Here is a 19,231-nt window from a genome sequence, read left to right as displayed (position 1 = left end):
GCGCTACTATCGGCATAACCCACGTTTTCAAATTTGAAAACATACACTCTAGCCCTGGCGCCTGTGTCACACGATATGGCGCCCTGGCCGTGACGGAAACGTCACCAGGGTACAGAAAGAAATGACTGTGCCTCCCGTACTGGAAAGGTGTACATGGCTTCTCAACTCACAGATGCTTTCGCGCGTAAGTTTTTCTATTTACGTCTGTCGATTACCGATGTGTGCAATTTTCGTTGCACCTATTGCCTGCCAGACGGCTATAAGCCGGGCAGCGTCACCAATAACGGATTTCTTTCCGTCGGGGAAGTGCGCCGCGTCACGCGTGCGTTTTCTGAGCTTGGCACGGAAAAAGTCCGTCTCACGGGTGGCGAACCCTCTCTGCGTCGTGATTTTCCCGACATCATCGCCGCCATTCGTGAAAACGAGAGCATTCGCCAAATCGCCGTCACCACCAATGGCTATCGCTTAGCCCGCGATGTGGCCCAGTGGCGCGATGCGGGTCTCACGGCCATCAACGTCAGCGTCGACAGCCTCGATGCACGCCAGTTTCACGCCATCACCGGGCAGGATAAGTTTCGCCAAGTGATGGAGGGGATCGATGCGGCGTTCGAAGCCGGTTTCGACAAAGTCAAAGTCAATACGGTGCTGATGCGCGATGTAAACCATCACCAGCTCGACACCTTCCTCGCGTGGGTCAAACCCCGCCGCATTCAACTGCGTTTTATTGAGCTGATGGAGACGGGCGAGGGCAGTGACCTGTTCCGTCGTCATCATATCTCCGGCATGGTGCTGCGCGATGCGCTGCTGAAGCGCGGCTGGATCCACCAGATTCGCCAACGCAGCGACGGCCCGGCGCAGGTCTTTTGTCACCCGGATTATGAAGGGGAAATTGGGCTTATCATGCCCTATGAGAAAGACTTCTGCGCCACCTGCAACCGTCTGCGCGTCTCGTCTGTGGGCAAGCTGCATCTGTGCCTGTTCGGCGACGGCGGCGTGGATCTTCGCGATCTGCTGGAAGACGATGCGCAGCAGGAGGCCCTCGAAGCGCGCATTTCTGCTGCTCTGACGCATAAAAAACAGACCCATTTCCTGCATCAGGGCGACACCGGGATTACACAAAACCTGTCTTACATCGGCGGGTAATCGGCTTAAAAGGAACCAGAAAATGAGTCAGGTCAGCGCTGAATTTATTCCGACGCGTATTGCTATTCTTACCGTTTCTGAACGTCGTGGTGAGGAGGATGACACCTCCGGCCACTGGCTGCGCGACGCCGCCCACGAGGCGGGGCACAGCATCATTGATAAAGCGATAGTGAAAGAGAATCGCTACGCCATTCGCGCTCAGGTCTCCCAGTGGATCGCCAGCGCAGAGGTGCAGGTGGTATTGATCACCGGCGGCACCGGTTTTACCGCAGGCGATCAGGCGCCAGAAGCGCTGCTCCCGCTCTTCGACCGCGAAATCCAGGGCTTTGGCGAAGTGTTCCGGATGCTCTCCTTTGAGGAGATCGGTACGTCCACGCTACAGTCGCGCGCCGTGGCCGGGATCGCCAACAATACCCTGATTTTCGCCATGCCAGGCTCCACCAAAGCCTGCCGCACCGCATGGGAGAACATCATCGCTCCGCAGCTGGATGCCCGCACTCGTCCGTGTAATTTTCATCCTCATTTGAAGAAATAAGCTATGTCGCAATTGACCCACATTAACGCCGCTGGCGAAGCGCATATGGTGGATGTTTCCGCCAAGGCCGAAACGGTGCGCGAAGCGCGCGCCGAGGCTTTCGTAACCATGTTGCCAGAAACCCTGGCGATGATTATCGACGGCAGCCACCACAAGGGTGACGTTTTCGCTACCGCGCGTATCGCCGGAATTCAGGCCGCGAAACGTACCTGGGATCTTATCCCGCTGTGTCACCCGCTGATGCTCAGCAAGGTTGAAGTGAGCCTGCAGGCTGAGCCGGAGCACAACCGCGTGCGTATCGAGACGTTGTGCCGTCTGACCGGCAAAACAGGCGTCGAGATGGAGGCCTTAACGGCGGCCTCGGTTGCGGCGCTCACCATTTACGATATGTGCAAAGCGGTGCAGAAGGATATGGTGATTGGCCCGGTTCGTCTGCTGGCGAAAAGCGGCGGCAAATCCGGTGATTTCAGGGCGGACAATCATGATTAAAGTGCTTTTTTTTGCTCAGGTGCGAGAGCTTGTCAATATCGACAGCCTGACGCTCGAGACGCCGTTCGACAACGTCGAAGCCCTGCGTGCCCATCTGGCGGCGCAAGGCGATCGCTGGGCGCTGGCGCTCGAAGAGGGAAAACTGCTGGCGGCGGTAAATCAGACGCTGGTGGAGTTTTCCCATCCGCTTAATGCCGGTGATGAAGTGGCGTTTTTCCCGCCGGTTACAGGGGGGTAATCATGGCTGACACGCGGATTATTGTTGGACCGGAACGCTTCAATGTCGGCACGGAATACAGCTGGCTGGCCGAGCGCGACGAAGACGGCGCGGTGGTGACATTTACCGGTAAAGTCCGGAACCATAATCTGGGGGAGAGTGTGAGCGCGCTGACCCTCGAGTATTATCCGGGGATGACGGAAAAGTCGCTTGCCACTATCGTGGAAGAGGCCCGTCAGCGCTGGCCACTTGGTCGCGTCACGGTGATTCACCGCGTCGGCGAAATGTGGCCTGGCGAAGAGATTGTCTTTGTTGGCGTCACCAGCTCGCATCGCGGTAGCGCGTTCGATGCCGGTGAATTTATTATGGATTATCTCAAAACCCGCGCGCCGTTCTGGAAGCGTGAAGCCACACCGGAAGGGGAACGCTGGGTGGAATCGCGTGACAGCGACAAGCAGGCTGCCAGCCGCTGGTAACCGGATGGCGCGGATGTGTTAATCTTAAAAGGTGTGCCCACTTAATCAGGAGTTATCATGGACCGATTTCCACGTTCGGATTCAATCGTTCAGCAGACGCGTAGCGGCCTGCAAACTTATATGGCGCAGGTGTACGGCTGGATGACCTGCGGCCTGCTGTTAACCGCGTTTATCGCGTGGTACGCAGCCAATACCCCCGAACTGATGATGTTTATCTTTTCCAGCAAAATCACCTTCTTTGGGCTGATTATCGCCCAGCTGGCGCTGGTGTTTGTGCTTTCCGGACTGGTGCAAAAGCTGAGTGCGGGCATGGCGACCACGCTGTTTATGCTCTATTCGGCGCTGACCGGCCTGACGCTCTCCAGTATTTTTATCGTCTACACCTACTCCTCTATCGCCAGCACCTTTGTGGTGGCCGGTGGGATGTTTGGTGCCATGAGCCTTTACGGCTACACCACCAAACGCGATTTGAGCGGTTTCGGCAACATGCTGTTTATGGCGCTTATCGGGATTGTGCTGGCGTCGCTGGTAAACTTCTGGCTGAAAAGCGAAGCGCTGATGTGGGCGGTGACCTACATCGGGGTGATTGTGTTTGTCGGCCTGACGGCGTATGACACTCAGAAGCTGAAAAACATCGGCGAGCAGATCGACGTGCGTGACAGCGGTAACCTGCGCAAATACGCCATTCTTGGCGCGTTAACGCTCTATCTGGACTTCATCAACCTGTTCCTGATGCTGCTGCGGATTTTCGGTAACCGCCGCTGATTGCTGTGCCCGGCGGCGTTTACGCCTGCCGGGCATGCAACTCGTCGTTTGGTCAGTGGACCGCCACACGGATTTTGTTATTTCGCCATCGCTTTCTCATTCTTCGCCCGCAGCTTTTTCGCCCGACTCTCCAGAATCAAATAGCCGACCGTCGCCAGTGCCAGCGGCAGGAAGTAGTACAACATTCGATAGGCCAGAAGCGCCGCGATAATCGTGCCGTGCGACACGTGTTCCCCCGCCAGCAGGGCAATAAACACCGCTTCTAACACCCCGATCCCGGCCGGAATGTGGACAATCACTCCGGCTATACTGCTCACCAGCAGCACGCCAAGCACGAAGAAATAGTTCACCTCTTCGCCAATCAGCAGCCAGATAATGGCCCCCATCACCATCCAGTTAGCGCTGGAGATCACCATCTGCACCAGCGCGAACTTCCACGACGGCAGCACCAGTTTCTGCCCTTTGACGGTCATATGACGGCGTTTAGCGAATGCGCAGGCCCAGAGATACGCCGCGATGATCAGCAACAGGACGATGCCCAAAATCCGCAGCGTCGTTTCGTCGATATACCAGTGGGCCGGAAGCTGCACCACGCCAATGGTGAAAATCACCCCGCCGAGCAGGATATACCCGAGCCAGTTGGTGGTGATGCTTAGTGAGAAAATGCGCGTGATGGTACTGCCCGGTAGCCCGAGGCGCGAATAGAGGCGGTAGCGCATGCCGATACCGCCCACCCAGGTGCTGAGGGTCAGGTTAAAGGCGTAGCAGATAAACGACACCAGCATTACCTGGCGTTTCGCCAGCTTATGCCCGCAGTAGGCGCGGCCCAACAGGTCGTAGCAGCCGTAAATCAGATAGCTGACGATCACCAGCCCGACGGCGCTGAGCAGCACCAGCCGGTTGTAGTTGCGGATGACTTTCCACACCTCTTCCCAGTCAATTTTCTGCGCGTAGACCACCAGCAGCACGGCAACAGCGATAAAAAACAGCCAGGTGAGAATGCGTTTAGCCAGCCGCCAGCGCGGATGTGATTTGCTCATTACGGTTTCACCCCTGAGTTTTCGGCTTCAACCCGATCCTGGGTCTCCATTTCCGGCTGAACAGGCGCCGGCACCAGAGCGAGCTTGGGCGTGTGAGCCGGCAGCCAGCCCACCAGCGCCGGGAAGTGGCGCAGGAAGTGGAACACCACCACGCTTTTGGTCAAATTCCACCAGGTGCGTTTCGGCACCATCGAATCATCCACCCGCACGCAATCGCGAGCGATAATGCCCGTAAGATTGTCGCGCAGAGTCTGGTTAAATGCGCGATCGTGGATGATCAGATTAGCCTCCAGATTAAGGGACAGGCTCAGGGGATCGAGATTGCTGGAGCCAACGGTCGCCCAGTGATCGTCCATCAGCGCCACTTTTCCGTGCAGCGGGCGGCGGCGATATTCGTAAATCTGCACGCCACCTTTGACCAGATAGTCGTACAGCAGCCGCGCGCCGACGGTGACAATCGGCATATCCGGCTCGCCCTGTACAATCAGTTTGACCCGCACCCCACGCCGTGCGGCATTGCGCATGGCGTGCAGCAGACGGTAGCCGGGGAAGAAATAGGCGTTGGCGATGATCACTTCGCGCTTCGCATTGGCGAGCATCTTCAGATAGTGGCGTTCAATATCGTCCCGATGCTCGTCGTTATCGCGCCAGATAAACAGCGCCTGCGCCTCCCCGGGCTGGCGGTTTTCTTCCGGACGATGATGGCGTTTCCACCAGCGGCGCACCGCCGACTGCCCCGGCAGGTTTTCCAGCTCAAAGAGCAAGATATCCTGCACCACCGGGCCTTCGACTTTCACCGCATAATCCTGCTTCGCCTCCGGGCCGTAGTCGGACATGTGCTCGTCGGAGTAGTTGATCCCGCCCACGAACGCGACATTGCCATCCACCACCACAATTTTGCGGTGCATCCGGCGAAAGACGTTGGTACGCATGCCGAAGAGCGGCGGGCGCGGATCGTAATAGCGGAACACCACGCCTGCGGCGGTCAGCTCGTTGACGAAGCTGTCGCTGAGGTCGGGCGAACCGTATCCGTCGAGCAGCACTTCGACTTTGACACCGCGCTGAGCCGCGCGCAGCACGGCCTGATGGAGCTGACGGCCCACGTCGTCCTCGAACCAGATAAAAGTTTCGAGAATAACTTTTTGCTCTGCCGCATCGAGGGCAGCAAAAACGGCGGGATAATACTCATCGCCATTTTCCAGCAGCGTAATTTGGTTACCTTCTCGCCATGAACTTTTCATAAGTGAATCTCCGCACTTAACGGGGCATGGTCAGACAGGTGACGCCAGCCGCGCAGCGCCAGGGTGCTCGGATGGCTGGCGTGGGCGTTTTTGACGTAAATGCGATCCAGGCGCAGCAGAGGAAAACTGACCGGGAAAGTGCGCGCCGGGCGGCCATGCGCCCGGGTAAAAATCTCATCCAGCCCGGAATCGGCCTTCAGCGGGCGGTTTGCGCGCTGTCGCCAGTCGTTAAAATCACCGGCGATAACCACCGGATCGTTATCCGGCAGCGAATTGACCCAGCGGGTCATCATCTGCAGCTGTGCCTGGCGGTGCGCTTCCCGCAGGCCGAGATGCACGCAGCCCACGTGAACCGGAAAGGCCAGATCCGGCGGTTTTATCCGGCAGTAAAGCAGCCCGCGTTTTTCACTTTCTCCCACCGACACATCGTGATTTTCATAATGTTCGATGGGAAAACGCGACAGCACCGCGTTGCCGTGATGGCCTTCCGGGTAGACCGCGTTGCGGCCATAGGCATAGTCGCTCCACATGGTATCAGCCAGAAATTCGTAGTGGGTGGTGTCCGGCCAGTTCTCGACGTGCAGCGGGTGAATATCGTGCGCGCCCATCACTTCCTGCAGGCACACGATATCCGCGCCGACGGTACGTACCGCGTCACGCAGCTCGGGTAAAATGAAGCGGCGGTTAAATGCCGTGAAGCCTTTGTGTGTGTTAATCGTCAAAATTTTGAGCGAAAAATGCCGGTTTTTTTGCGTCATATGCTCCTGCCAGCGTCACTATCCTGATGAAAATAAAGTGTAGTCGGCGTCACAAAAAGATGCGGTGTTACGGAATTTTCCGTAAAGTGCGGTACTCTGAACTAGCAGAGAAATATCCTTCAGGAGAGAAGCCATGAAGTGGCAACAACGCGTTCGTGTCGCAACTGGCCTCAGTTGCTGGCAGATAATGTTGCATTTACTGGTCGTGGCGGTACTGGTAATGGGCTGGAAGAGCGGCACGCTGGTGCATGTCGGCTTGGGATTATGTGCGATGTATGGCGTGACCGTGCTGTCGATGCTGTTTTTACAGCGTCACCACGACGCGCGCTGGCGTGAAGTGGGTGATGTGCTCGAAGAGCTCACCACCACCTGGTATTTTGGTGCAGCGTTAATCGTCCTGTGGCTGCTGTCGCGGGTGCTGCATAACAACCTGCTGCTGGCCCTGGCGGGCCTGGTCATTCTGGCAGGACCCGCAGTGGTCTCATTGCTGACCAAAGAGAAAAAGCTAGGCGATATTGCGTCTAAACATCGCGTACGCCACTGAGCCTGTCGTGGCCGCTATGACCAGTAGCGGCCACAAACTTCCCCACACAATATCCAGACTCGCATCCTTCAGATAGATCTGCTTGGTGATATCGGTAAAGTGCCGAATCGGATTCACCCACGTCAGATCCTGTAGCCACACCGGCATGTTCTCGACAGGCGAAACATACCCTGAGAGCAAAATCGCCGGCATCATAAAGACAAACACCCCGATAAACGCCTGCTGCTGCGTTGAGCAGAGCGCCGAAATCAACAGCCCGAATCCCACCAGCGACAGCCCGTAAATCAGCATCGTGAAGTAAAACAGCGCCAGCGATCCGGCAAACGGAATTTGATACGCCCAGATACCGATCCCGAGCACAATACTGGCCTGGAAAGTGGCGACAATCAGCGCAGGCACGGCTTTGCCGACGAAGATCTGCCAGGTGGCGAGCGGGGAAACCAGCAGCTGATCCAGCGTCCCTTGTTCACGTTCGCGCGCGACTGAGAGCGACGTCACAATCATCACCCCAATGGTGGTGATCATCGCAATAAGCGACGGCACCACGAACCATTTGTAATCCAGGTTCGGGTTATACCAGTTGCGCACCACCAGCTCGCTGTTATTCGGCCTGGCTTTCCCCTCCATCAGCTCCTGCTGGTAATTCTTCACGACCTGCTGCAGGTAGTTGGCGGCAATTTGCGCACTGTTGGAGTTGCGGCCGTCGAGAATCAGCTGCATCGGCGCGGTCTGGACGTTATCCAGGTTACGCGAAAAATCGGCCGGGAAACGCACCAGCAGCAGCGCCTTTTGCGTGTCGATGGTGGGCTGGATCTCCTGCGGACTTTTCAGCAGCAGCACATGGGTAAAAGCTTTGGCGCGGGCAAAACGCTGGGTCAGCTCCACGGAATGTTTGCCGTTGTCTTCGTTGTAGACGGCGATGGTGGCGTTGGTCACTTCCAGCGTCGCGGCAAACGGAAACAGCAGAACCTGGATCAGCACCGGCAGGATCAGGATCGCGCGGGTTTGCGGTTCACGCAGCAGCGATTGCAGCTCTTTGCGAATTAATGTCCATAAGCGATGTAACATCGTGTCATCCTCGTGTCGGGTGGCGCTTCGCGACCCCGACCTACAAAATCACGTCGGCCCGGCAAGCCTCTCTACCGGGCATGTTTTAGACGGCGTTTAATCCAGTCGCCGTTTCGTTTTCAACCACGTCAGGCCGATAAACATCACCGCCGACGCCATCAAAAACAGAATATTGACGATCAACACCGCCGGAATATTCCCCGCCAGGAACAGGCTTTGCAGCGTGTTCACAAAGTAGCGCGCCGGGATGATATAGGTCACCGCGCGGATAATGGCGGGCATACTGTCGATCTGGAAAATAAACCCGGACAGCATAATCGACGGCAGAAACGCCGCGTTCAGCGCCACCTGTGCGGCGTTAAACTGGTTGCGGGTGATGGTCGAAATCAGCAGACCCATGCCCAGGGTGCTGAGCAAAAACAGGCTGGTGATCAGGAACAGGAGAATCAGCGAGCCGCGATAGGGCACCTCAAGGATAAACACCGACACCAGCATACAGAGCAGCATCGCCAGCATGCCGAGGAAATAATAGGGGATGAGCTTGCACAGCAGCAGTTCTACGCGCGTCACTTCCGTGGAGAGCAGGGCCTCCATGGTGCCGCGCTCCCATTCGCGGGCAATCACCAGCGAGGTGAGGATCGCGCCGATGACGGTCATGATTATCGTCACTGCGCCGGGGATAATAAAATGCTGGCTGATGGCGGCAGGGTTAAACCAGTAGCGGGTTTGCACGTCGATCAGCGGCTCAAACTTTTCGCCGCGATCTTCCGCTCGCTGCATCTGCCATAGCTGCCAGATTCCCTCGACATACCCCTGCACAAAATTGGCGGTGTTTGGCTCACTGCCGTCGGTGATCACCTGAATCGGCGCATCGGTATTTGCCCGTGCCATATTGGCGGCAAAATCCACGGGGATCACCACCAGCCCACGAATTTTCCCGGCCTGCATCTTCTGGATCAGCGCCTCACGGTTATCGCTGATGGTGGCGTCGATGTAAGGCGAGCCGGTCATTGCATGGGTGAAATCGAGCGCTTCTTCGCTCTGCTGTTCCAGTAAAATCCCCACCCGCAGCTTGCTGGAGTCGAGGTTTATCCCGTAGCCAAAGATAAACAGCAACAGCAGGGGGATCACCACCGCAATCAGCCAGCTGCTCGGGTCGCGCACGATCTGCCGCGTCTCTTTGACGCACAGAGCACGCACCCGGCGCCAGGAAATCGCCTTAATGCTCATGGGCGTGCTCCTTATCCCAGTCGTTAATCAGGGTGATAAACGCTTGTTCCATGGTGGGATCGGGCTGCTCGTCGTCGGCCGCCTGAGCTTTTAAATCGTCCGGCGTGCCGTGGGCAATCAGCTTGCCGCGATAGACCAGCCCGATGCGGTCGCAATACTCCGCTTCATCCATAAAGTGGGTCGTCACCATCACCGTGACGCCTTTCTCCACCATGCTGTTAATGTGCAGCCAGAACTCACGGCGGGTGAGGGGATCGACGCCGGAGGTCGGTTCATCGAGAAACAGAATATCCGGCTCGTGCATCAGGGAGCAGGCCAGCGCCAGCCGCTGTTTAAATCCGAGCGGCAGTTCGTCGGTGGCGTGTGAGGCGATGTGGGTAAGACCAAAGGCATCGCTCATCCGGGCAATTTTTTCACTTTGCGCCCGCCCGCGCAGGCCGTAGACCCCGGAGAAAAAGCGCAGATTTTGTTCGACGGTCAGGTTGCTGTAGAGCGAGAATTTCTGCGCCATATAGCCCAGATGCTGACGGGCTTTGCCGGAGCTGACCTTCAGATCCATATCCAGCACCAGCGCTTTACCGGAGGTGGGCACCAGCAGGCCGCACATCATTTTAAAGGTGGTCGATTTCCCTGCACCGTTCGGCCCGAGCAGACCAAAAATTTCCCCGCGCTTCACGGCGAAATTAACGTTATCCGTCGCGGCGAAATCCCCGAACTTTTTGGTTAAGGATTTGGCTTCGATCACCGTCTCGCCGGGCGTACCCTCAACCGTATGAAGAATGGCCCCCAGCGGCGACTCAGAGGTGCTGGCGCCGCCAAGGAGGTCGATAAACGCATCCTCAAAGCGCGGGGCGGTCTCTTCTATCTCAATTTGCGGCATGCCCTGTGCCTGGCGGATATCGTCGGCGGTGGCCTCTTTTTTGAGGATCACGCGCACCGAACGCCCCTGAATCATGCCGTCGCTCACCTGCGGACATTTCAGTACCCGCTGCAACAGTTTGCGGTTGGTCTCATCGGGGCTGTGCAGGAGAAAACAGCGCCCGGACATCTGCTGCGTCAGCGCCGTCGGCTCGCCCTGATAGAGCAGTTCGCCTTCGTTCATCAGCAGGACGTCGCGGCACTGTTCGGCCTCGTCGAGATACGAGGTGCTCCAGAGGATCAGCATTCCGTCACCGGCCAGTTCGTGGACCATCTGCCACAGCTCGCGGCGAGAAATCGGGTCCACGCCAACGCCGGGTTCGTCCAGCAATAACACTTTCGGTTCGCCCACCAGGGTGCAGGCCAGCCCCAGTTTTTGCTTCATGCCGCCGGAGAGCTTACCGGCCAGCCGGTCGGTAAATGGCCCCAGCGAGGTAAACTCCAGCAAACGGGCGAAGGTTTTTTGCCGCGTTTCGCCCGTGACGCTGCGCAGATCGGCATACAGATTAAGGTTTTCCATCACCGTCAGATCTTCGTACAGGCCAAATTTCTGCGGCATATAGCCGAGCATCGCATGCAGTTCGCTGTCGTCTTTGATCGGGTCCAGCCCGAGGACTGAGGCCGTACCTTCGTCGGGTTTCAGCAATCCGGCGAGCATCCGCATCAGCGTGGTTTTTCCTGCGCCATCCGGGCCGACCAGCCCGGTGACATAGCCTTTTTGCAGGGTGCAATTAAGGGGTGCTACTGCGGGCTTATCCATGCCCGCAAAGCGTTTCACCAGATTATTGAGCTGGATAACCGCATCATTCATGTCGGTCCCCATCGTTGAATTTCACCGTGATAGGCATCCCCTGGCGCAGCGCGTCGTCAGCATCGGTCACAATAATGCGCAGGCGATAGACGAGGTCCGTGCGCAGATCCGGGGTTTCAACGGTTTTTGGTGTGAACTCGGCGGTCGGAGAGACAAACCCGACTTTACCGTGATAGGGCTTATCGGGACGCCCGTCGGTGTAGAGCAGCAGCTCGCGCCCTGGCTGGGCCTGATTCAGATTTGGTTCATCAATGTAGGCGCGCACCCATACCGGGCGGGTGAGGGAGAGCGTCAGAACGGTGCTGCCCGCGCTTAACATGCTGCCTGGCTCCACGGCGCGGGTCATCAGGGTGCCGTTGGACGGGGACACCAGCGTGGTGTCGTGCAGATCCAACTGCGCCTGCGCCAGCTGTGCCTGAGCCTGTTCGAGACTGGCTTTTGCCTGGGCGATATCCTGCGGACGGTTACCGGTGCGGTACTGGCTTAATTTGTCCTGGGCGGATTTCAGCGTGGCCTGGGCCTGATCGCGCGAGGAGCGAGCGTTTTCCAGATCGTTTGCGGAAATGGTGCGGCTTTTCCATAACCCCTGCTGGCGGTTGTAGAAGTTCTGCGCGTAATCAAACGCGGCCTGTGCCTGTTTAACGGCGGCTGCGGCCTGCGCGACTTCTTCATCGCGATAGCCCGCCAGCATCAGATCATATTGCGCCTGAGCAACGGACACGCTGGCTTTGGCCTGCATCAGCGCATTTTCGTACGGTGCTTTGTCCAGCTGGCCCAGCGTCTGCCCGGCGGTGATGGTATCGCCTTCGTCCACCGTAAGAGATTCCAGCCGCCCTCCGACGCGGAAGCTCATATTAAGCGTGCGGATATCCACGTTGCCGTAGAGCGTAAGACCGCGATCCTGCTGGCTCTGATACCACAGCCAGCCGCCGATCCCGGCTGCCAGTACAACGACCACCGCCAGTATGGCGACGACAGGTTTTTTCATGACTCCAGGCTCCTTTGCGTTAAACCTTGCAGGATCAGGTCGAGATGACAGGTGATGACCTGACTGATCTGCGCGGATTTATCCTCATCAAATTGTGTCCAGCCCGTGCGCAGCAGGATGGTTTCCCGGCCCAGGCGAAAAGCGAGCACTTCGCCGAGTAGCGCATGGGTATGCAAAATGGTCTGTGTGTCGTTCGCGTCGCGCCCGGTGTAGGCCGCAATCAGCTGCGTCAGGTGGGTGTGCATCGGGGCAATCACCTGATCGTGGACCCGCTGGTAGGCGGCGGTGGGCGAGAGCTGCTCCCGCGAAATAAATTTACTCAGATTCAGCGTATCGTCGTGGGTGAGCAGGGAGATCATATTGTTGCAAGCGTTCAGGATAAGTGCGCGGATGGCGGCGCGATCCGGCGACGGCTCGCTAAGCAGCGCGGTGGCGGCGGCAACCTGTTCGTGAAAACGGCTGCCAATGAAATCGGCGATCCACTGGGCGCATGCGAGATACAAATCTTCCTTCGAACCAAAATAGTAGGTAATGGCAGCAATGTTTTGCCCGGCCTGCGCGGCGATATCGCGGGTAGTGGCGTGCAGGCCATATTCGCCAAACTGGGCAAGTGCTGCGGCAATCAGCTGGCTTTTGGCCTGTTCACCTTTGGTGGTCGTCGGAGTTGGATTCATAGCGTCATTAAAAATTAATCAATCGATTGATTAAGATTATGTTTAAATTTTCACCTTGTCCAGTCGGGTGGAGCAATATTTTGTTGATGAATCCCGCTGGGATATTTTATGCGCCATGTCACAAAATCTGCTACACTCCGCTGCTTCGTGACATTGTGGTTTTTGTCCTACTCGTTTCGTCTTATCTCCCTGAAAACTACACCTGTGACGGTCGGGGCGGTTCGGAGTTTTTATGTCTTTTGATACCCTTGGCCTGAACCCGGAAATTCTGCGCGCTGTTGCAGAGCAGGGCTACGTTGAGCCAACCCCTATTCAGCAGCAGGCGATCCCTGCGGTGCTGGAAGGCCGTGACCTGATGGCCAGTGCCCAGACCGGCACCGGTAAAACGGCTGGCTTCACCCTGCCACTGCTGCAGCGTCTGGTTCAGAAAGAGCCTCACGCGAAGGGCCGTCGCCCGGTCCGTGCGCTGATTCTGACCCCCACCCGTGAACTCGCTGCGCAAATCGGCGAAAACGTCCGGGAATACAGCCGTTACCTCGACATCCGTTCGCTGGTGGTTTTCGGTGGTGTGAGCATTAATCCACAGATGATGAAACTGCGCAGCGGCGTTGACGTTTTAGTCGCCACGCCGGGCCGTCTGCTGGATCTGGAACATCAAAACGCGGTCAAACTGGATCAGGTTGAAATCCTGGTGCTGGATGAAGCGGACCGTATGCTGGATATGGGCTTTATCCACGATATTCGTCGCGTGCTGGCGAAACTGCCTGCACGTCGTCAGAACCTGCTGTTCTCCGCGACCTTCTCCGACGAGATCAAAGGGCTGGCGGAAAAACTGCTGCGTAATCCGCTGGAAATCGAAGTGGCACGTCGCAACACCGCCTCTGAGCAGGTGACCCAGCACGTTCACTTCGTCGACAAGAAGCGTAAGCGGGAACTGCTGTCCCAGATGATTGGCGAAGGTAACTGGCAGCAGGTGCTGGTCTTTACCCGTACCAAACACGGTGCCAACCACCTGGCGGAACAGCTGAATAAAGATGGCATTCGCAGTGCAGCCATCCACGGCAACAAGAGCCAGGGGGCGCGTACCCGTGCGCTGGCCGATTTCAAATCGGGCGACATTCGCGTTCTGGTGGCAACGGATATCGCGGCGCGTGGCCTCGATATCGAAGAGCTGCCGCACGTCGTGAACTATGAGCTGCCAAACGTTCCGGAAGATTATGTTCACCGTATTGGCCGTACTGGCCGTGCGGCGGCAACCGGTGAAGCGCTGTCTCTGGTTTGCGTCGATGAACACAAACTGCTGCATGACATCGAACGTCTGCTGAAAAAAGAGATCCCACGCATCGCCCTCGAAGGCTATGAAGTGGATGCTTCCATCAAAGCGGAGCCGATTCAGAACGGTCGCCAGCAGCGTGGTGGCGGCGGTGGTCGTGGACAGGGCGGTGGTGGCCGAAGCCAGCAGCCGCGCCGTTCAGAAGGTGGCGCACCAAAAGCGGCAGGCAAACCGCCGCGCCGTACGGGTGACGCGAAACCCGCCGGGGAAAATCCATGGCGTAGCGGGGAAGCAAAACCCGCAGGTGAAGGCCAACGCCGACGCCGCCCGCGTAAACCTGCCTCCGCGCAGTAATCTGTAAGCCCGGCTCTAACGCCGGGCTTTTCTTTTTGCGACAACCCCGCGAACGTGCCACAATAGTGGCTGTTTATACAGTATTTCAGGTTCCCCGATGGCTTTAACCGCTGCGCTCAAAGCGCAAATTGCCGCCTGGTATAAGGCGCTGCAACAGCAGATCCCCGACTTTATTCCCCGAGCCCCGCAGCGGCAGATGATTGCCGATGTGGCGAAGACGCTCGCCGGGGACGACGGGCGGCATCTGGCGATCGAAGCACCCACCGGCGTCGGGAAAACCCTTTCCTATTTAATTCCTGGCATCGCCATCGCCCGCGAAGAGCAAAAAACGCTGGTGGTCAGCACCGCCAACGTGGCATTGCAGGATCAGATCTACAGCAAAGATTTACCGCTGCTGCGTAAAATTATTCCTGAGCTGCGGTTCACCGCCGCGTTTGGACGCGGGCGCTACGTGTGCCCACGCAATCTGGCGGGGCTTGCCAGTACCGAAGCGACCCAGCAGGATTTGCTGGCGTTTCTGGATGATGATCTCACCCCGAATAACAAAGCCGAGCAGGAGCTGTGCGCAACGCTGAAGGTCGATCTCGACGGCTATAAATGGGACGGCCTGCGCGATCACACGGATAAAGCCATCAGCGACGATCTGTGGCGTCGCCTGAGCACTGATAAAGCCAGCTGCCTGAATCGCAACTGCCATTACTACCGTGAATGCCCGTTCTTCGTTGCACGTCGCGAAATCCAGGAGGCGGAAGTGGTGGTGGCTAACCATGCGCTGGTGATGGCGGCGCTGGAGAGCGAATCGGTCCTTCCCGATCCGAAAAACCTGCTGCTGGTTCTCGACGAAGGACACCATCTGCCGGACGTGGCGCGCGATGCTCTGGAGATGAGTGCGGAAATCACCGCGCCGTGGTTTCGCCTGCAGCTCGATCTGTTCTGTAAGCTGATTGCCACCTGCATGGAGCAGTTCCGCCCCAAAACCACGCCGCCGCTGGCGGTGCCTGAGCGGCTGAGCGCACACTGCGAAGAGATCTACGCCCTTATCGCTTCACTCAACACGATCCTCGATCTGTATCTTCCGGCCACCCAGGAAGCGGAGCATCGTTTTGCGATGGGGGAGCTGCCGGATGAGATCATGGAGATCTGCAAGCAGCTGGCGAAGCACCTGGAAAAGCTGCGCGGTCTGGCGGAGATGTTCCTCAACGATCTCAGTGAAAAAACCGGGACGCATGACGTTGTGCGCGTGCATCGCGTTTTGTTGCAGATGAATCGCGCATTGAGCATGTTTGAGAGCCAAAGTAAGCTGTGGCGGCTGGCGTCGATGGCGCAGGCCTCCGGCGCGCCGGTGACCAAATGGGCGACGCGGGAAGCCAAAGACGGGCAAATTCACCTCTTCTTCCACTGCGTGGGGATCCGCGTCAGCGATCAGCTGGAAAAGCTGATCTGGCGCAGCGTGCCGCACGTGGTGGTCACATCTGCGACGCTACGTTCCCTGAACAGCTTTTCGCGGTTGCAGGAGATGAGCGGTCTCAAAGAGAAAGCGGGCGACCGCTTTGTCTCGCTGGATTCCCCGTTTAACCACTGCGAGCAGGGCAAACTGGTGATCCCGAAAATGCAGCATGAGCCGCTGATGGAACATGAAGAGCAGCATATTGCCGAGATGGCCGCCTATTTCCGCGAGCAGGTCGAAAGCAAGAAATACCCCGGCATGCTGGTGCTGTTTGCCAGTAATCGCGCGATGCAGCTGTTTTTAACCTATGTCACTGACCTGCGCCTATTGCTGCTGGTGCAGGGCGATCAGCCGCGTTACCGGCTGGTGGAAACCCACCGTAAACGCATTGATAACGGCGAGCGCAGCGTGCTGATCGGCCTGCAGTCCTTTGCGGAAGGGCTTGATTTGAAGGGCGACTACCTGACGCAGGTGCATATCCATAAAATCGCATTCCCGCCCATAGACAGCCCGGTGGTGATCACTGAAGGCGAGTGGCTGAAAAGCCTCAACCGCTATCCGTTCGAGGTGCAAAGCCTGCCTGCGGCGTCATTCAACCTGATTCAGCAGGTGGGGCGACTGATTCGTAGCCACGGCTGCTGGGGAGAAATCGTCATTTATGACCGACGATTGCTGACCAAAAACTACGGCCAGCGCCTGCTTAACGCCTTACCGGTATTTCCGATCGAACAACCCGACGTACCGGAAGTGACAAAGCGGCCAACAACCGTGGTGGCGGCGCGGAAAAAAGCGCCGGGAGCGAGACGACGAAGTCCCGGCAGAAAATAAGCAACACTATCGTTGATGGCTTTTTCAGGGCTATAGTGTGTCAATGATGTTGCCAGGAGAAATGTCGTGGATTATCGCAAAATTATCAAAGAGGTAGGACGCGGGAAGAATCATGCCCGCGATCTGGACCAGGAAACCGCTCGCGCGCTCTACACCCACATGCTGAACGGCGATGTGCCGGAGCTGGAGATGGGCGGCATACTGATTGCGCTGCGCATTAAAGGCGAAGGAGAAGCAGAGATGCGCGGGTTTTATGAGGCGATGCAGGCGCAAACCTTCCGCCTGACGCCGCCTGTCGCCAAACCGATGCCGATTGTCATTCCTACCTATAACGGCGCGCGCAAACAGGCGAACCTGACGCCGCTGCTGGCGGTGCTGCTGAACAGACTCGGTTTCCCGGTCGTTGTGCACGGCGTCAGCGCCGATCCCACGCGCGTGCTGACTGAAACCATTTTTGAATTAATGGGCATTGCGCCGACGCTTCATGCGGGACAGGCGCAGGCCAAACTCGAAGGCCATCATCCGGTCTATATTCCGGTGAGTGCGCTGTGCCCCCCTCTCGAAAAACAGCTGGATATGCGCTGGCGCATGGGCGTGCGTAACAGTGCTCATACGCTGGCGAAACTGGCGACGCCGTTTGAGGAAGATGCTGCGCTGCGCTTGTCCAGCGTCTCGCATCCGGAGTATGTCACTCGCGTGGCGGGCTTCTTCGCCGATATTGGCGGTAAAGGGCTGTTGATGCACGGCACCGAAGGCGAGGTGTATGCCAATCCGCAGCGCTGCCCGCAGATAACGCTTATCGACAAGCAGGGCACGCGCGTCGTGCTGGAGCGCGGTGAGGAGCCGGAAGGCGACGTCGTTCTGCCGACGGCAAAAGATGCTGAAACCACGGCCCGCTGGACCGAGCGTTGTCTGGCCGGGAGCGAACCGGTTCCGCACTCTCTGAAGCTACAGATGGCGTGCTGTTTGCTGGCGACGGGGGAGACGGATTCCGTTGAGGCTGGGCTTAAACGCGTGGCAGCGTTTTTCTAGGCAAAAAAAAGCCCGTCCGGTGAGGACGGGCAAACAAAGGGTAACAACAACAGGGTCAATGAGGGTTGGAGCAACTCGCCAGAGGGTATAGCGAGCGTGGAGCATAATTCGTTGGGTTATTTGTAGATAACCGCAGTACCGCTAAGTTTGTTGTTGGTGTTAGCAGAAGTGATGGTGTAACCACTTGCACCCGCAGCAGACGCTTTCTCAGCCAGTTTTGCTTCCAGACCATCCAGCGTGGTCGCGCCTTCAGCACTCACCACACCGATTTTATTCATGTTCTGCGCCTGAGCAGAAGTCACAGATTCCGCAGCGAACGCGCCAAATGACAGAGCAGACAGGGCAACAGCGGCAACAGCATATTTGATGGTTTTCATAGTTAATCTCTCGCAGGTTATTCTGTTAAGGGGACGATGTTCCGTCGATGTGATAAGTATCACGTTTTTTTGCGAAAGATAAAATCGAAGAGAATTGACAGCATTGCTCAAAAAAATTGAATGACAAATAACTTATTGATTATTAATAAATTCAGAGCAGCGTTTTACAGTTCTTGTCGTTGCGCTTTACAGAGGGAGTAAAGAGGGCACGTTTTGCCACGCGGTCTTTAAAAAACCGTGAGCGTAAAGGTAACCGCTTGCGGCTTCGTTTAAGGTAAAGAAGAGTCAACGTAGCTGGCTATCTTTCGATCCTCTGCGATTATATCCTGAATGTGAAGTGTTTTTTGAATCTTTACTCTGCTGGCATGCGATGCACAGCCTTACGCCGGGCATGGCTTTACGCCGCGCCTCGGGAATGATCTCCCCGCACTCCTCACACTCATACAGACTTTCACCCTGCGGTATCTCACCGCGAACGCGCGCGACAGCATCTTCAATTGTACTGTTGATCTGTTCGTTCACGGCATCGTCATTTGCCCAACCGGAAGCCATAGCTCTCTCCTGATGGAAGATAAACCTTCATAGAATGAATATGGGGTTAAAAAACGTACAGTCAAGACAAGCGAAAAGAGAACTGCATCTTTTTAAACAGATGCAGTTCGATGGCGGGGAGACTATTTGTAGATGGTTGCTGTGCCAAACATACGATTGTCGCCGCTGGCGGATTCCACAACGAACCCTTTAGCCCCTTCCTGGCGGGCTTTCTCAGCCAGCTTATGCTGAAGATCGTCTAGATTCGCGGCGCCAGTTGCGGAGACTGTCCCTGCAGGACGTAGCTGGCTGGTATCGCTATCGGTCGTGAGCGGCTGAACGGACCAGGCGGGAAGCGAGGCGGTTGCAAGGGCTCCGGCAACAACGATGAGTGTCAGGTATTTTTTCATAATCACATCCTCTGAATCTGAATGACAATGGGTGATTCAGATTAAGTTTAGAAGCATACGGAGTGTGATTTAGCGCAAAAAT

21 protein-coding genes and 1 riboswitch are annotated in these 19,231 nt (G+C 57.0%); of the genes, 10 read left to right on the top strand and 11 right to left on the bottom strand.

Annotated features, from left to right (window positions below; translation table 11 throughout):
- The first annotated feature begins 32 nt into the window (after nt 1-32).
- Nucleotides 33-166, top strand: a riboswitch (molybdenum cofactor riboswitch).
- The 6 genes from moaA (at nt 154) to OVA10_RS17855 (ending at nt 3,625) form a co-directional block, all read left to right on the top strand.
- A complete protein-coding gene (gene moaA / locus OVA10_RS17880) occupies nt 154-1,143 on the top strand; it encodes a GTP 3',8-cyclase MoaA (protein ID WP_268196547.1) in 990 nt (329 codons plus the stop codon). Its footprint overlaps the riboswitch before it by 13 nt.
- Nucleotides 1,144-1,165: 22 nt before the next feature.
- Complete coding sequence (gene moaB, locus OVA10_RS17875) at nt 1,166-1,678, top strand: molybdenum cofactor biosynthesis protein B (protein WP_100777129.1); 513 nt, start codon at nt 1,166-1,168, stop codon at nt 1,676-1,678.
- A gap of 3 nt (nt 1,679-1,681) precedes the next feature.
- Nucleotides 1,682-2,167, top strand: a complete 486-nt coding sequence (moaC, locus tag OVA10_RS17870; RefSeq protein WP_100777128.1) for a cyclic pyranopterin monophosphate synthase MoaC — start codon at nt 1,682-1,684, stop codon at nt 2,165-2,167.
- Nucleotides 2,160-2,405 (top strand): molybdopterin synthase sulfur carrier subunit, encoded by a 246-nt coding sequence (moaD, locus tag OVA10_RS17865; RefSeq protein WP_268196546.1) that lies wholly within the window; start codon nt 2,160-2,162, stop codon nt 2,403-2,405. The genes moaC and moaD overlap by 8 nt, the downstream gene beginning before the upstream one ends.
- A gap of 2 nt (nt 2,406-2,407) precedes the next feature.
- On the top strand, nt 2,408-2,860 hold the full coding sequence (gene moaE / locus OVA10_RS17860) for a molybdopterin synthase catalytic subunit MoaE (protein WP_123429229.1): 453 nt from the start codon (nt 2,408-2,410) through the stop codon (nt 2,858-2,860).
- Nucleotides 2,861-2,917: 57 nt separating this feature from the next.
- A complete protein-coding gene (locus OVA10_RS17855) occupies nt 2,918-3,625 on the top strand; it encodes a Bax inhibitor-1/YccA family protein (RefSeq protein WP_100777125.1) in 708 nt (235 codons plus the stop codon).
- Between the two features lie 77 nt (nt 3,626-3,702).
- Here OVA10_RS17855 and OVA10_RS17850 read toward each other — a convergent pair whose 3' ends face one another.
- The 3 genes from OVA10_RS17850 to OVA10_RS17840 are packed head-to-tail and all read right to left on the bottom strand — an operon-like array spanning nt 3,703 to nt 6,664.
- Nucleotides 3,703-4,665 carry a lysylphosphatidylglycerol synthase domain-containing protein gene (locus tag OVA10_RS17850; protein ID WP_102105216.1) on the bottom strand — a complete coding sequence of 321 codons (963 nt, stop codon included), beginning with the start codon at nt 4,663-4,665 and terminating at the stop codon, nt 3,703-3,705.
- Nucleotides 4,665-5,906, bottom strand: coding sequence for a cardiolipin synthase ClsB (gene clsB, locus OVA10_RS17845; protein ID WP_100777123.1), 1,242 nt, complete (start codon nt 5,904-5,906; stop codon nt 4,665-4,667). The genes OVA10_RS17850 and clsB overlap by 1 nt, the downstream gene beginning before the upstream one ends.
- Nucleotides 5,903-6,664: an endonuclease/exonuclease/phosphatase family protein gene (locus tag OVA10_RS17840; RefSeq protein WP_268196545.1), complete on the bottom strand. Its 762-nt coding sequence runs from the start codon at nt 6,662-6,664 to the stop codon at nt 5,903-5,905. The genes clsB and OVA10_RS17840 overlap by 4 nt, the downstream gene beginning before the upstream one ends.
- A gap of 133 nt (nt 6,665-6,797) precedes the next feature.
- On the opposite strand from OVA10_RS17840, the gene OVA10_RS17835 reads away from it, so the two are divergent.
- Entirely contained in the window at nt 6,798-7,208 is a 411-nt protein-coding gene (locus OVA10_RS17835; RefSeq protein WP_100777121.1) for a YbhQ family protein, read from the top strand.
- Here the strand turns inward: OVA10_RS17835 and OVA10_RS17830 are convergent.
- The 5 genes from OVA10_RS17830 to cecR form a co-directional block, all read right to left on the bottom strand.
- Entirely contained in the window at nt 7,170-8,276 is a 1,107-nt protein-coding gene (locus OVA10_RS17830; protein ID WP_268196544.1) for an ABC transporter permease, read from the bottom strand. The genes OVA10_RS17835 and OVA10_RS17830 overlap by 39 nt on opposite strands.
- Before the next feature lie 96 nt (nt 8,277-8,372).
- A complete protein-coding gene (locus tag OVA10_RS17825; RefSeq protein ID WP_100777119.1) occupies nt 8,373-9,506 on the bottom strand; it encodes an ABC transporter permease in 1,134 nt (377 codons plus the stop codon).
- The gene (locus OVA10_RS17820) at nt 9,496-11,235 is read right to left on the bottom strand and encodes an ATP-binding cassette domain-containing protein (protein WP_129035316.1); all 1,740 of its coding nucleotides are present in this window, start codon (nt 11,233-11,235) and stop codon (nt 9,496-9,498) included. Before OVA10_RS17820 ends, OVA10_RS17825 begins: the two co-directional genes overlap by 11 nt.
- Complete coding sequence (gene hlyD / locus OVA10_RS17815; RefSeq protein ID WP_100777117.1) at nt 11,228-12,223, bottom strand: secretion protein HlyD; 996 nt, start codon at nt 12,221-12,223, stop codon at nt 11,228-11,230. Before hlyD ends, OVA10_RS17820 begins: the two co-directional genes overlap by 8 nt.
- Nucleotides 12,220-12,897 (bottom strand): transcriptional regulator CecR, encoded by a 678-nt coding sequence (cecR, locus tag OVA10_RS17810; RefSeq protein WP_268196543.1) that lies wholly within the window; start codon nt 12,895-12,897, stop codon nt 12,220-12,222. The genes hlyD and cecR overlap by 4 nt, the downstream gene beginning before the upstream one ends.
- A 232-nt stretch (nt 12,898-13,129) precedes the next feature.
- Between cecR and rhlE the strand changes: the two genes are divergently transcribed.
- The 3 genes from rhlE to ybiB all read left to right on the top strand — a co-directional run bounded on the left by rhlE (nt 13,130) and on the right by ybiB (nt 17,831).
- Nucleotides 13,130-14,524 carry an ATP-dependent RNA helicase RhlE gene (gene rhlE, locus OVA10_RS17805; protein ID WP_100777115.1) on the top strand — a complete coding sequence of 465 codons (1,395 nt, stop codon included), beginning with the start codon at nt 13,130-13,132 and terminating at the stop codon, nt 14,522-14,524.
- Between the two features lie 97 nt (nt 14,525-14,621).
- A complete protein-coding gene (gene dinG / locus OVA10_RS17800) occupies nt 14,622-16,799 on the top strand; it encodes an ATP-dependent DNA helicase DinG (RefSeq protein WP_102105211.1) in 2,178 nt (725 codons plus the stop codon).
- A gap of 66 nt (nt 16,800-16,865) precedes the next feature.
- Nucleotides 16,866-17,831 (top strand): DNA-binding protein YbiB, encoded by a 966-nt coding sequence (gene ybiB / locus OVA10_RS17795; protein WP_268196542.1) that lies wholly within the window; start codon nt 16,866-16,868, stop codon nt 17,829-17,831.
- Between the two features lie 116 nt (nt 17,832-17,947).
- Here the strand turns inward: ybiB and ybiJ are convergent, their stop codons facing one another.
- The 3 genes from ybiJ to mcbA all read right to left on the bottom strand — a co-directional run bounded on the left by ybiJ (nt 17,948) and on the right by mcbA (nt 19,149).
- Nucleotides 17,948-18,208: a DUF1471 family protein YbiJ gene (ybiJ, locus tag OVA10_RS17790; RefSeq protein WP_100777112.1), complete on the bottom strand. Its 261-nt coding sequence runs from the start codon at nt 18,206-18,208 to the stop codon at nt 17,948-17,950.
- A gap of 285 nt (nt 18,209-18,493) precedes the next feature.
- Nucleotides 18,494-18,760 carry a DksA/TraR family C4-type zinc finger protein gene (locus OVA10_RS17785; RefSeq protein ID WP_100777111.1) on the bottom strand — a complete coding sequence of 89 codons (267 nt, stop codon included), beginning with the start codon at nt 18,758-18,760 and terminating at the stop codon, nt 18,494-18,496.
- Between the two features lie 122 nt (nt 18,761-18,882).
- The gene (gene mcbA, locus OVA10_RS17780) at nt 18,883-19,149 is read right to left on the bottom strand and encodes a DUF1471 family periplasmic protein McbA (RefSeq protein ID WP_100777110.1); all 267 of its coding nucleotides are present in this window, start codon (nt 19,147-19,149) and stop codon (nt 18,883-18,885) included.
- Nucleotides 19,150-19,231: the final 82 nt, after the last annotated feature.

This window comes from Lelliottia sp. SL45, from assembly GCF_026672535.1.
Classification (GTDB): Bacteria; Pseudomonadota; Gammaproteobacteria; order Enterobacterales; family Enterobacteriaceae; genus Enterobacter; species Enterobacter nimipressuralis.
Note: the sequence above shows the minus strand (reverse complement) of the source record. Positions and strands in the feature narration are given on the sequence as shown.

Bases quoted from the DNA above. Each gene is read 5' to 3' on its own strand.
- OVA10_RS17820 (WP_129035316.1), bottom strand. From the start codon at position 11,235: ATGAATGATGCGGTTATCCAGCTCAATAATCTGGTGAAACGCTTTGCG.
- moaB (WP_100777129.1), top strand. From the start codon at position 1,166: ATGAGTCAGGTCAGCGCTGAATTTATTCCGACGCGTATTGCTATTCTT.
- moaD (WP_268196546.1), top strand. From the start codon at position 2,160: ATGATTAAAGTGCTTTTTTTTGCTCAGGTGCGAGAGCTTGTCAATATC.
- rhlE (WP_100777115.1), top strand. From the start codon at position 13,130: ATGTCTTTTGATACCCTTGGCCTGAACCCGGAAATTCTGCGCGCTGTT.
- hlyD (WP_100777117.1), bottom strand. From the start codon at position 12,223: ATGAAAAAACCTGTCGTCGCCATACTGGCGGTGGTCGTTGTACTGGCA.
- clsB (WP_100777123.1), bottom strand. From the start codon at position 5,906: ATGAAAAGTTCATGGCGAGAAGGTAACCAAATTACGCTGCTGGAAAAT.
- dinG (WP_102105211.1), top strand. From the start codon at position 14,622: ATGGCTTTAACCGCTGCGCTCAAAGCGCAAATTGCCGCCTGGTATAAG.
- ybiJ (WP_100777112.1), bottom strand. From the start codon at position 18,208: ATGAAAACCATCAAATATGCTGTTGCCGCTGTTGCCCTGTCTGCTCTG.
- moaA (WP_268196547.1), top strand. From the start codon at position 154: ATGGCTTCTCAACTCACAGATGCTTTCGCGCGTAAGTTTTTCTATTTA.
- moaC (WP_100777128.1), top strand. From the start codon at position 1,682: ATGTCGCAATTGACCCACATTAACGCCGCTGGCGAAGCGCATATGGTG.
- OVA10_RS17830 (WP_268196544.1), bottom strand. From the start codon at position 8,276: ATGTTACATCGCTTATGGACATTAATTCGCAAAGAGCTGCAATCGCTG.
- moaE (WP_123429229.1), top strand. From the start codon at position 2,408: ATGGCTGACACGCGGATTATTGTTGGACCGGAACGCTTCAATGTCGGC.
- mcbA (WP_100777110.1), bottom strand. From the start codon at position 19,149: ATGAAAAAATACCTGACACTCATCGTTGTTGCCGGAGCCCTTGCAACC.
- cecR (WP_268196543.1), bottom strand. From the start codon at position 12,897: ATGAATCCAACTCCGACGACCACCAAAGGTGAACAGGCCAAAAGCCAG.
- OVA10_RS17855 (WP_100777125.1), top strand. From the start codon at position 2,918: ATGGACCGATTTCCACGTTCGGATTCAATCGTTCAGCAGACGCGTAGC.
- OVA10_RS17850 (WP_102105216.1), bottom strand. From the start codon at position 4,665: ATGAGCAAATCACATCCGCGCTGGCGGCTGGCTAAACGCATTCTCACC.
- OVA10_RS17785 (WP_100777111.1), bottom strand. From the start codon at position 18,760: ATGGCTTCCGGTTGGGCAAATGACGATGCCGTGAACGAACAGATCAAC.
- OVA10_RS17835 (WP_100777121.1), top strand. From the start codon at position 6,798: ATGAAGTGGCAACAACGCGTTCGTGTCGCAACTGGCCTCAGTTGCTGG.
- OVA10_RS17825 (WP_100777119.1), bottom strand. From the start codon at position 9,506: ATGAGCATTAAGGCGATTTCCTGGCGCCGGGTGCGTGCTCTGTGCGTC.
- OVA10_RS17840 (WP_268196545.1), bottom strand. From the start codon at position 6,664: ATGACGCAAAAAAACCGGCATTTTTCGCTCAAAATTTTGACGATTAAC.